8 protein-coding genes are annotated in these 12360 nt (G+C 38.7%); all 8 read right to left on the bottom strand.

Features of this window, described 5'->3' with window-relative positions; all coding sequences use genetic code 11:
- Positions 1 to 29: 29 nt before the first annotated feature.
- The 8 genes from ESZ36_RS01330 to ESZ36_RS01365 all read right to left on the bottom strand — a co-directional run bounded on the left by ESZ36_RS01330 (position 30) and on the right by ESZ36_RS01365 (position 12358).
- Entirely contained in the window at positions 30 to 2459 is a 2430-nt protein-coding gene (locus ESZ36_RS01330) for an ABC transporter permease (protein ID WP_170235751.1), read from the bottom strand.
- A gap of 11 nt (positions 2460 to 2470) precedes the next feature.
- Positions 2471 to 3196 (bottom strand): ABC transporter ATP-binding protein, encoded by a 726-nt coding sequence (locus tag ESZ36_RS01335; protein ID WP_146782459.1) that lies wholly within the window; start codon positions 3194 to 3196, stop codon positions 2471 to 2473.
- Between the two features lie 159 nt (positions 3197 to 3355).
- Positions 3356 to 4612: an efflux RND transporter periplasmic adaptor subunit gene (locus ESZ36_RS01340; RefSeq protein WP_146782462.1), complete on the bottom strand. Its 1257-nt coding sequence runs from the start codon at positions 4610 to 4612 to the stop codon at positions 3356 to 3358.
- A gap of 303 nt (positions 4613 to 4915) precedes the next feature.
- Positions 4916 to 5929 carry a Holliday junction branch migration DNA helicase RuvB gene (gene ruvB / locus ESZ36_RS01345; RefSeq protein WP_011042937.1) on the bottom strand — a complete coding sequence of 338 codons (1014 nt, stop codon included), beginning with the start codon at positions 5927 to 5929 and terminating at the stop codon, positions 4916 to 4918.
- A gap of 36 nt (positions 5930 to 5965) precedes the next feature.
- Positions 5966 to 6601, bottom strand: a complete 636-nt coding sequence (gene ruvA, locus ESZ36_RS01350) for a Holliday junction branch migration protein RuvA (protein ID WP_146782468.1) — start codon at positions 6599 to 6601, stop codon at positions 5966 to 5968.
- A 238-nt stretch (positions 6602 to 6839) separates the two neighbouring features.
- A complete protein-coding gene (gene ruvC, locus ESZ36_RS01355) occupies positions 6840 to 7367 on the bottom strand; it encodes a crossover junction endodeoxyribonuclease RuvC (RefSeq protein WP_146782471.1) in 528 nt (175 codons plus the stop codon).
- A gap of 167 nt (positions 7368 to 7534) precedes the next feature.
- Entirely contained in the window at positions 7535 to 9328 is a 1794-nt protein-coding gene (gene aspS, locus ESZ36_RS01360) for an aspartate--tRNA ligase (protein WP_146782473.1), read from the bottom strand.
- 150 nt (positions 9329 to 9478) lie between these two features.
- Positions 9479 to 12358, bottom strand: coding sequence for a transporter substrate-binding domain-containing protein (locus ESZ36_RS01365; RefSeq protein WP_146782475.1), 2880 nt, complete (start codon positions 12356 to 12358; stop codon positions 9479 to 9481).
- Between the last annotated feature and the right edge of the window lie 2 nt (positions 12359 to 12360).

The following is a 12360-nucleotide window of genomic DNA, read 5'->3' on the forward strand; positions in this document are numbered from 1 at the left end:
TTAATTTTCAAAGTAGGTATTATCTACCATTATTCATAGTGTAATGCTTGGCTTGGCTCTAACCTTAACGCATTTTTTGTTGGTAAGTAAGTCGCTACCAGCACAGTAGCAACCACTATGCTCACCATAATAATGACTATTAATACTAGTGACGAATATGAAGTACCAAACATTTGCGCCATAGCAAAGCCCATAAAACCACCGGCTAAAATACCGGGTATACCACCCCAAAGTAATAATTTCACACCAGCAAAGACAAACTCTCTGCTGATTCTTTGCTCATCAGCACCTAACGCACGTTTAATGCCTATTTCCTGCGTTCGTTGGCTTATCATATTTGCCATAACACCATAAATACCACTTGCTGCTAGCACCACACCTGCGATAGCAAATATTGCCGTTAAGCTACTAATAAAAACTACCGGCGCTGTAATTCTATCGTTACTTGCTTGATAAGTTTCAATGCGGTATGAAGCTAGTTCACTATCAATACCTTGTAAAGTCTTACGCAAATGCTGTACAGCAAGGCTTCCTTTTGAACTTAATTGCATTGCAATAGTAAGCTGATTTCGTGGTGCTTGAGTTAACGGTCTATAGATTGCAGGCATACTTGCTGCATCACCGTCTCTGTTACCTTGAATCGTATGCTCAACTATGCCGACAATAGTCACCCATTCAATGTTGTCTTGCGCTGTCTTCGCTAAACGAAACCTTTTCCCCAAAGCACCCTGCTCTGGAAAATGGCGCTTGGCAAAGCTTTCTGAAACCAAAGCTGTCGCTTTAGCCAAACCATCATCACTATTGTTAAAATAACGCCCTTGGCGTAATTCAACGCCCAGCTTTGCCAAAGAGCCTGGCATAGTGGCAATATCATTAGCACTCGGATAACTATTGTTACTATCCTTGCTATATTCTTTACCTTCTATAATGACTTTCGAGATTGAACTATAGTGCCCTGGTAACGACGTTGCTAACATTACTGCTTCAATTGAAGCACTGTTTTCTAAACGTGATTGCAACGTTTTGGCAAAGTGTGCCTTTTTAGCATCCGTATCATAATTCGCTGCAGGTAATAAAACACTTGCCACTAAACTATTTTCGGTATCAGCCCCCATATCACTATTGGTTTGCTCATAAGCAGATTGCACCATAACGGCAGAAGATATTAATACCGTCATAGAAATAAATATTTCACTAATAACCAGAAAACGATTCAGGCGACCTGCCTTCTTCCCTTGTGCGCCTCGAGTACCATCGCGTAGTACGGCATTAAAGTCACCCCCTGTACTTCTCCAAGCAGGCAAAAATCCGGTGACAAAAATAGTGCTAATAAGGATGGTTAAAAACAGTGTTACCGTATAAGTATCAATGCCAAAGTCCCACCAAAATGCTAATGGGTCTGCAAAGAAAGTAGCTACAATTGGCTCTGTAATCTCCAAGCCCCAGGCCATAACTAAAAAACCTATCATTCCGCCAAGCGTGCAAATTATGGTACTTTCCCATAACATCTGACTAATTAATCGTGACCTAGGTGCGCCTAACGCGACTCTAATTGCTGTTTCTTTCCCACGTTCTAATGCGCGCGATAATAATAAATTTCCAACATTTATCGACGCCAACAGCAAAATTAACAAGGCAACAGTATGCATAGTATAAATGACCGGAGCACCATCAGCGCCACCAACACCCGGAATTGATGTGACATGAGCACTAATACCAGTATTTGTTTGTGGGTGTTGATTCTCAATTCGTTTCATAACAACGCTTAGTTCACGATTTACCTCAGCCATAGTCACGCCATCTTCTAAGTGTGCTAAACCATGTAAAGTTGTGCTATTTTCTCGGACTAATTGTTTAGGATCAATTTGTAAAGGCAACCATATCTGGGCATTTCGAGGGAACAAATATCCTTGTGGCATCACACCTACCACGTTGTGTTTTTCACCATTAATGCGCATGTTTTGTTTGAGTACATCATTTTCGCCACTGAACTGGTTTTGCCAAAGCTCATAACCAATAACAACAACCTTTTCAGAGCCAGCTTTTTCATCTTCAGCCCTAAATTCTCGTCCTAAAATAGGCTTTGTTCGAGTCAGTTGAAATATATTCGCTTGTGCCATTATCGCCGGAAATCTTATCGCCCCTTCAGTTGCTGAAACAACAACATTAGCGTTGTTATAACCACCGTACTCTTTTAAACCCTTTACGCTACTTTTGATTTCAGCATAATCTAAGGCATTAATTCTATAAGCATCTTCTTTGCCATTTATAGAGCCACTGACCATGACGAGAGAGGCCCCATCTTGAAAGTTTAAGTCTTTAAACAAAATAGTGTGAAAAAACGAGAACATATAAACACTCAAACCTATGCCTGTTGCCATTACTAAAGTAGTAAGCGCAGTAAAGCCAGGCTTTTTTGATAACAACCTGATCGCATATTTAAAATCTTGCCATATCATAATCATTCTCCCTAAGCTGCTACAGTGTCACTTGATTTATTTTCTTTGGTTAATGAGTTATCACTAATCACCTGTCCATCTAAAATATCAATATTACGAGAAGCTCGCTGCGCTGAGCGAGGATCATGTGTAACCATACATATAGTGGCACCTTCTGCATGTAATAAGTCTAAAAGCTCCATTACTGCTTCAGCATTTTTCGAATCTAAATTTCCGGTAGGTTCATCAGCAAGAATAATTGAAGGTTTCCCAACGATGGCACGTGCTACCGCGATACGTTGCTGTTGGCCACCAGAAAGTTGCGAAGGAAAATGCTTAGATCTGTGTGACATATTCACTTTTTCTAATGCTTCCTTAACCATTGCCTTACGCTGGTCTTTGCTTAGATCTTTACGATAAGTAAGTGGCAATTCAACATTCTCTTCAACATCAAGGTCACTGATCAAATTGAAAGATTGAAATATAAAGCCAATTTCCATATTACGAATTCGGGCACGCTCTTTTTTAGATATATTAGAAACATCATGTTCAGCCAATTGGTACAAACCTTCAGTACTAGCATCTAATAAGCCTAATAACGAAAGCAAAGTAGATTTTCCACAACCAGAAGGTCCTGAAATTGAGACATACTCACCTTTATTAATAGTTAACGTTATGTCTGCTAACGCATGGGTTTCTACTTCATCGGTAAAAAATACTTTTTGAATGTTTTCTAATTTAATTAATGTATCACTCATAATCTGTCCTTATGATCTGTTATTTATCATATATACCCGCTCCACTTGAAGATGCTCGTTTCAGGAAGTCTGAGCGATTCATAATCAAGGCACATTTTTTTATTAAGGGTTATTCCCTTAAAAAGAAAAGTGTTCGGTAAGTGTTTTTATAGCTTAGTATTAGTTAATTCTAACTTTTTGATATTTTTGCCAACTACTTGAATCTGAAATGATCACTCTGTCTCCAACAGCTAACCCTTCAATGACTTGTATTTGGTTTATAGAGCCTTTACCTAATTTAACCTGTGTACGCTGTGCTAAGTTGCCATCTTGATTTAACTTGTAAATGGTTGTGTTTGATTGTCTTTGCGAAAAGATAGGACGACTCACATACAAGGTATCGGCAATATCGGTGATCATGATTTCACCATCGACACTCAAATCGGGTCTTGCGTCACTGGGTAATGCTTCTGTGAAGGTTACATCTACTTGTACATTGCCATTAACAACGGCGGGGTCTACGCGAGCAACAATGCCACTTACTGTGTTATTACGTGTATCAATAGTGACTAGCTGGCCGATACGGACTTCGCCAATTAATAGCTCTGCAACTTGTAATTCGGCAATAAGTGAGTCTTGTTGAGCAAGTTTAGCTAAATTGCTGCCCATATTTACGCGCTGCCCTGGTTCAACAGAGACATCTTGAACAACACTATCTAGACTGGCATAAATCATCAGGTCTTTAACCTGTTGTTCAGCTCGCTCAAGTGTTTTGCGCATTTTATTGATACGTGAATTATGGGCATTGTCTTGAACAACAATATTCTCGGTCATGCTAACCAGCACTTCTTCTTGAATTTTCCAGCGTTGATTAAACTGTTGGGTTTCTAACTTAGTTTTTTCATAATCAATTTTTGAAACCGCGCCGGTTTTATTGTTAAATAACTCGCGTTGGGCATCGAGCTTTAACTTACTACTCTGATAGTTTAGCTTGGCATCAAGCATGCGTGCTTTTTGAAAAAGTAATCCCGACTTTTGCTCAGCCTGACTCGCTTTGCTTTCTGCAATAATAGCTTCAAGCTCCCACTTAGTTTCTTCCTGCAATTGTTTTAATCTTGGATTACTAAGCTCAATAATTAGTTCTCCTTTTTTCACCGATTTCCCTGGTTTTACAACAACACGTTCAACATGGCCATCAACACTTGCTGCTAACCATTTAATTTTATCTGGCACCAGTAAACCAGCACCTCGAACTGAAATAGAGAACGGTCCCTGCTTAACTTCGCCATATACCAAGGTATCATTATCAATAACGTAGTCTGCTTGTAGCAAAAAGGCACTATAGTTTAAGGCTATAGCGAGAATGGCTATGACTAGAGCCAACGGCCACACTCTTTTTAGTAAGGTTTTCTTTTGTTTTTTAACGGCAATATCCAAGGGTAATTCTCCAACAAATCTTCTTACTAAGACTTATTGCAGTCTCTATACCACAATTAATAACCACTTGATAAATATCACTTAAAGTTACATTTTGAAAGGTTTCATACAAACTAATGTTCCATGAATGGGAAAATACAGTTTTTTTGCTTTCCCATTCATGGGAAAGTTCTTCTTATTAAGGGGAGTTTGTTAATGATAAAGCGGTTACGGAGTTTTGAAGGGGAGTCGAAGTAGTCTCCGCCAGCATAGACACTGACGGATAAACTAACAACTTATAAGGAAGAGCAAAAACTATGGGGCTTAGTCTTTAGTTTGATCTTTAGTGATACCAAAATGTTGGTAAGCTCTATCTGTTGCTATTCTGCCACGCGGAGTACGTTGCAAAAAGCCTTGTTGAATTAAAAAAGGCTCTATTACATCTTCTATAGTTTCTCGTTCTTCACCAATGGCTGCAGCAACATTATCCAAGCCAACAGGTCCACCCATAAATTTATCAATAATGGCATGTAATAGCTTTCTGTCCATAATATCAAAGCCTTCACTATCAACTTCTAACATGTCTAACGCAGCAGCGGCAGTTTGTTGATTAACCACCCCGTGCGATTTTATATCGGCATAATCACGTACTCGGCGTAATAAACGATTAGCAATACGTGGCGTGCCGCGAGAGCGGCGTGCAACTTCAAATGCCCCCTCCTCATCTATTGTTAAGTTCAAAAAATGTGCCGATCGGCTGACAATAGTTGATAAGTCTGCAACATTATAAAACTCTAACCGTTGAACAATACCAAATCGGTCACGTAAGGGTGACGTTAATGCACCTGCTCGTGTGGTAGCGCCAATAAGTGTAAATGGGGGTAAGTCTAACTTGATTGAACGCGCTGCGGGTCCTTCTCCAATCATAATATCTAATTGATAATCTTCCATCGCAGGATAAAGTATTTCTTCTACCACAGCACTTAAACGATGTATCTCATCAATAAAAAGAATATCGTTTTCTTCTAAATTAGTTAGCAGCGCCGCTAAATCGCCGGCTTTCTCTAATACCGGCCCTGAAGTAGTGCGAATATTAACGCCCATTTCATTGGCAACAATATTAGCTAAAGTGGTTTTACCAAGACCTGGAGGGCCAAAAATGAGTAAGTGATCTAAAGGTTCGCCACGATTTTTTGCGGCTGGAATAAATATTTCCATTTGCGCTTTAACATGCTGCTGCCCCGTATAATCTTGTAGCATTTTAGGACGAATAGCACGATCTACCCTTTCATCTTCTACTGAAGCAATTGGTTCAATTAAGCGATCTGCTTCTATCATAGGTTACCTAAGTTCAAAATGTGATTAATCCGTTGGCTATATCATTGATTTTAATGCATCGCGAATAATGTTTTCGCTAGACATACCGCGATTATATACGGATTTAACCGCTTTATCTGCCTGTACTTGTTTATAGCCAAGTGAAAGTAAAGCATTAATAGCATCGCCTTTATTATCATTAACAAAAGTAGTTTCTTGGCTCAATTCAGCAGAGAGTTGTTCTGGTATCACGCCATCATCACTAACTAAGTGTATTTGTTGTGCTTGCCAATCTTTCAAACGGTCACGCATTTCAATAAGCAAACGCTCTGCTGTCTTTTTACCAACACCCGGGATTTTTACAATAGCGCTAATATCATCGTGACGAACACAACTAACAAATTGATCAGCAGACATGTTTGATAAAATAGCTAACGCTAATTTAGGACCTACACCATTAACTTTAATTAATAACCGGAATAACTTACGTTCTACTTTATTGGCGAAGCCATAAAGCAATTGAGCATCTTCACGTACAACAAAGTGAGTATAAATAGTTGCCTGCTGTTCAAGCTCAGGTAAGGCATAAATACTCGTCATTGGCATGGTGACTTCATAGCCCACGCCAGCACATTCAATTAATATTTCAGGAGAGTTTTTTTCAACAAGCGTGCCACGTAAACGACCAATCACAACAAGTACCAAAGGCTATTATTAATGAATCAGATACTACCACTATATATTTATACAGTAAAGTGACCTAGTTGAATTTTGCTGACGTTGCCTAAGATTTAAAACGAAATAACTCACTACGAAGAACACAGAGGCTAGCTTCACAGACAAAAAACGACTGAAAACTACTCTTTCTGGATTCCCGATCAGAAACTTCGGGAATGACGGCTATGCTGATGGGGATTTATAAAAAAGCGGGTTAGCGTAAACGCCCTCTAACGATTTTAGTGGCTTGACCGGCTAAGATGGCAATACTGGTATGGCTATGACCATGACATAGCGCTACCGCTAAAGCATCGGCAGCATCAGCCTGAGGAGTGCCTGGTAATTTTAAAATACTTTTTACCATATGTTGTACTTGGCTTTTATCTGCTGCGCCAGTGCCTACAACCGCTTGCTTAATTTGTCTTGCTGAATACTCTGCTATGGTTAACCCTGAATTAGTTGCCGCAACAATAGCTGCACCTCGTGCTTGGCCAAGTTTCAAAGCCCCCCCAGGATTCACTCCCATGAAAACTTGCTCAATGGCAAACATATCCGGCTTAAATTGAATAATTAACTCAGAGACGCCAGCAAAAATAGTTTGCAAGCGTGATGCAAAATCGTCCCCTTGGCTCATCGCTTTAATACAGCCACTACCAAGGTAGGTAAAGCGTTGCTTTTCTTGCTTGATAACGCCGTAACCCGTAAAGCGTGAACCGGGATCAATGCCTAATATTATTGTCAACAGCTCGCCTCTTGATTGATACTTTAACTTTGATGGTATGTTACGTTATATTAATGCCATAAAAAATGCAGCTAAAACATACGTTATAGCTGCATTAACATTACTAATATAGTAGTAATCACAATACGCAGTAGTTACCATTTATCTATTAATAAATGGCTAACTAATTATGCTTGTTCTTCGTCTTTCTTTTCTACAGCCAGTGTTGCTATACCTAACTCTTTAAGCTGTTCAGGGTTAGCTTTACCAGGCGCGTTGGTTAGTGGACAAGCCGCTGTATTGGTTTTCGGGAAAGCCATTACATCACGGATTGAACTAGCACCGGTCATTAACATCACTAATCGATCAAGACCAAACGCTAAACCAGCATGTGGCGGCGCACCATATTGTAGCGCTTCTAGTAAGAAACCAAATTTCTCTTCTGCTTCTTCATCACTAATACCTAAAATTCTAAATACTGCTGTTTGCATATCTTGATTGTGAATACGTACAGAGCCACCACCAAGTTCACAACCATTTAAGACCATGTCGTAAGCATCTGATAAAGCGCCAACAGGGTTTGCTTCTAGCTGCTCAGCAGTTAAATTAGTTGGTGCTGTAAATGGGTGGTGAATAGCATGCATATGGCCATCTACTTCTTCAAACATTGGGAAATCAACTACCCAAAGAGGTTTCCACTCACCTTGAAGTAAATCAAGTTCTTCACCTAATTTAAGACGAAGTGCACCTAAAGATTCAGTAACAACATTATATTTGTCTGCACCAAAGAAAATGATATCGCCTGTTTTCGCATTAGTACGTTTTAATAAAGCGATGGCTTCGTCACTTGATAAGAATTTTAAGATTGGTGACTGTAAACCTTCAACTCCTGTTGAAAGCGCAGCGTCAATATCATTAACTTTTAACCAAGGCATGCCTTTTGCGCCGTAAATGCCAACGAATTTTGTTAATTCATCAAGGCCCTTACGTGAGAACTTAGCTGCGCCTTGAGGTAGACAAATGACTGCAACACGACCATTTTCATCGTTAGCAGGTCCTGAGAATACTTTAAATTCAACATTTTTTAAAATATCATCAACATCAATTAGCTCGAGTGGATTACGTAAGTCTGGCTTATCACTACCAAAACGTGTCATTGCCTCAGAATAAGGCATACGCGGGAACTCACCTAAGTCAACATTCAACATTGTTTGGAATAATTCACGGATCATTTTTTCCGTTACTTCCATAACCTGATCACTACTCATGAACGAGGTCTCAATATCTATTTGTGTGAATTCAGGTTGTCTATCGGCACGTAAATCTTCATCACGGAAACATTTAACTATTTGATAGTAACGTTCCATACCTGACATCATTAGCAATTGCTTAAACAATTGTGGTGATTGTGGCAAAGCAAAAAACTGACCTTTATGCGTACGACTTGGTACTAAATAGTCACGAGCACCTTCAGGAGTCGCCGCAGTTAGAATGGGTGTTTCAATATCTAAAAAGCCTTGAGACTCTAATGAGCTGCGTACTGCAGAAGTTACTTTAGCGCGAAAACGTAAACGTTCAGTCATTTCAACACGTCGTAAGTCTAAATAACGGTATTTAAGGCGAAGTTCTTCAGAGTTGACTTGGTTAGAGTCTAATGGCAAAGGCGCTGACTTATTGAGAATGGTAAGATCTAGACCAAGTACTTCAATACCACCCGTTTTCATGCCTTTATTTACTTGGCCTTCAGGACGAGCGCGAACTTTACCTCTAATTTGTACACAAAATTCATTACGTAAGGTGTTGGCTTTTTTAATCACCTCAGGTAAATCAGGATCATAAACAACTTGAACAAGACCTTCACGGTCACGTAAATCTAAAAAGATCACGGCGCCTAAATCACGACGTTTGTTAACCCAACCACATAAAGTTATTTCTTGTCCAATGTGAGATTCGTTCACCTCACCACAATAAAGACTACGCATGTATTTTTGCCTTATACCAATTCTATTAAACTTATTAACAAACGCTACTTTACGTTTGTTACGATAATTTTGGGCATATTATAAAGCAAAGATTGTTAATGTCACCCTAGAACAAGCGGATGGTTAAATTAAAGGGCTGAACGGAAAGGATTAGTTAAAAATATAATGATTTTTACCGGCTGCTTTTACCTTATACATCATGGTATCAGCAATTTTAAGCAGATCGGTGTCGTTATCACCATCATCTGGGTACATAGCTATACCAATACTACAGCCGATAAAGGCATTGGTTTTGGATAGTTCAAACTCTTTTTGCATCATCCTTAATACTTTTTCGGCTACATAGGCAGCTTCATTAGGACTATTTAAACCGGTAAGTAACAAAACAAACTCATCGCCGCCAAAGCGTACTACCGTATCTGAACTTCTCACACACCCCTGCAGACGTAGCGCAACTTGTTGCAATAATTCATCGCCTACCCCATGCCCATGAGTATCGTTGATATTTTTAAAACCATCTAAATCAATAAATAATACGGCCATTTTAAGCGATTGTCGTTGATGAAACGCTATCGCAGTACTTAATCTATCCTTTAACAAGACTCGGTTAGCAAGCCCCGTTAATTCATCATGAGTTGCCATATGTTTCATGATTTTTTCGAGTTGCTCACGGTGTTTTATTTCAACTTGTAACCGTCTATTCCACATGACAATAACGCCGAGTACCAATAAAATAATGACACCAATTTGTGCTCCAACCTGTAACACCACATTTTTATCAAGCCCTGTATTTATTGCGAGGGAAAACCAATTATCGTAAATAGCTTGTTTCTCTTTTTCAGTTATCGATAAAAGGCCCTTATTAATTATTCCCCTCAATAGCGGCAACTGCTTATTTATTCCAAAATGACTTTTCTCTAAGCTGACATCTTCCATCATAGATATCATCAAAGTGACAATATTTTCCTGCTTTAATAATTGTGTGGCCGAGGCCATAGTCGTGATGAAACCATCAACACGTTCCTGCTGAAGCGCAACGAGTGCTTGCTCTCGGTTATCCACTAATTTAAAAGTGATTAAGGGATGTTTTTTCCTTAGTTTGGCAATTAAATAATAGCCTTTGACGATAGCGACTTGTTTACCATAAAAATCTTCAAGCTTGGATTTTCTACCATAATATTGAGGATGTACCATTACCCATGGCATTTGCCAATAACTCTCTGTGAATATCAGCAGCTTTTCACGCTCTGCTGTTGGCGTAATACTGCCAAGCATATCTATTTTATTATCTAATAATGCTTTGTATAACTGTTGCCAACTATCAAAAGGCATGTAATTAAACTCAATACCGGTGCTATCGCTAATTAGATGGGTGATATCGCGATTAATACCTGAAAATTTACCTTGCTCGTCAATAAACTCAATCGGCGATAAGTTCTTAATAATACCTAAGTTAATTTTCCCATGGGATGCTAAGAAGGCTTTATCGGCTTCGCTTAACATAATTTTTTGTGCTTGTTGTTTATAATAGTGTTCGCCCGTATTACCGTTCAACCATCTATCTTCAATTCTAATAAGGCTATTAATATCTAACTCGTTAAAACCTCTATTAACGATCTCCACTAGTTTATTATTTTTATGATGGATAACAGGCGATAGTTTTAAGGTGAGAACAGGACTATCTAAGCGATAAAAAAGTGCTTGCAAGTTATTTTGCACTAACCTTGCACTAATTAAATCAACTAATCCCACAATGCCTGATATTTCATCTCGTTCTGCGGCATTTAACATCGTAGTCAAACTACTAAAATAGCGAACTTTCAACTGTGGGTACTTTGCTAACAATTGGTCTTTAAAAGTAGAATCTTGCCAAATACCAATGACACCGTCACTGAGCTGTTGGTTAAATTGATCCAATGAAGAAATTCGCCTACCCTCAATGTCTTTAACTCTTTTATTTAGATAAAATTGTACATTAGAGGTGTATATTGGATTGGCAAAAGATATATCTTCTGATGTGTTTACATGATCAGGGTAAGCCAAGAGTATATCTGCTTTTTGCTCTGTTATAAGATCTAACCCTTCAGTCATATCACGAGGAACAAACTCAACATTAATGCCTACTTTTTTAGACCATAAGCGCCAGACATCAATCAATAATCCTTGCGGTTCACCTGAAGGACTAACGCCCATATAAGGAGGGTAATGTGATGAAAATGCGACCAATAAACTGTCTTTTTGTTTAGTTAAACCTAACCATTTTCGCTCAATGGCTGCTCGCTCTTCCCTTGTTATTTGTTCAAAACCTTGTTCAATTAAATTAAGTAGCGAATTATTCCCCTTCGCCACTGCTACTCCATAATTACCTTGCTGATAGCGTAAAACTTTATGAGGTGGAAAACGCTGTCTTAAAGTATCGTAATCAGGAAAATTATCAGCGAGCTTTTCTAAACCAGTAAACACTAAAATTTCGTTATTTAATGCCCCTCTGTACAGATCATGCCGATTATCATAAGTTTTCAATGCAAAATCAGGGTGATATTTTTGCAAGTTCTCAATATGAGCTGAGCCTTTCACGACACCAATGCTGTACGGTTTTAAATCAGCTAGGCTGTTAACATTACTGAGTTGTTGATTTACATATAGATGGGTATAAATAGAAAACAGGGGTTGGGAAAACTGTAGCGTTTCTCGTCTCGAATCAATAATTGATAAACCACCATGGATATCAACATTTCCTTTTGCTACTTTATTTAGTGTTTCTAGCCAAGGTAGCACAATAAACTGTATTTCAACTTGTTGTTTTTTTGCCCATAAACGCCACATATCTGCCATCAAACCAATAGCAATACCTTTTTCATCAATAGAGTGATACGGGAAAGAAGTTTCATTAATAGCAATTGTTAATGGTTGCTTAACTTTAGTGACGACCTTCGCAACTGCCTTTTCTGCAAACACTGTTTGGCTGAAAATAGCTAAAAACAAAGTAATTAAAAGAATGTAACTGGTCTGTTTATAAAAAAAATTCAAAA

The organism is Colwellia demingiae, from assembly GCF_007954275.1.
In the GTDB taxonomy this organism is placed as follows: Bacteria; Pseudomonadota; Gammaproteobacteria; order Enterobacterales; family Alteromonadaceae; genus Colwellia; species Colwellia demingiae.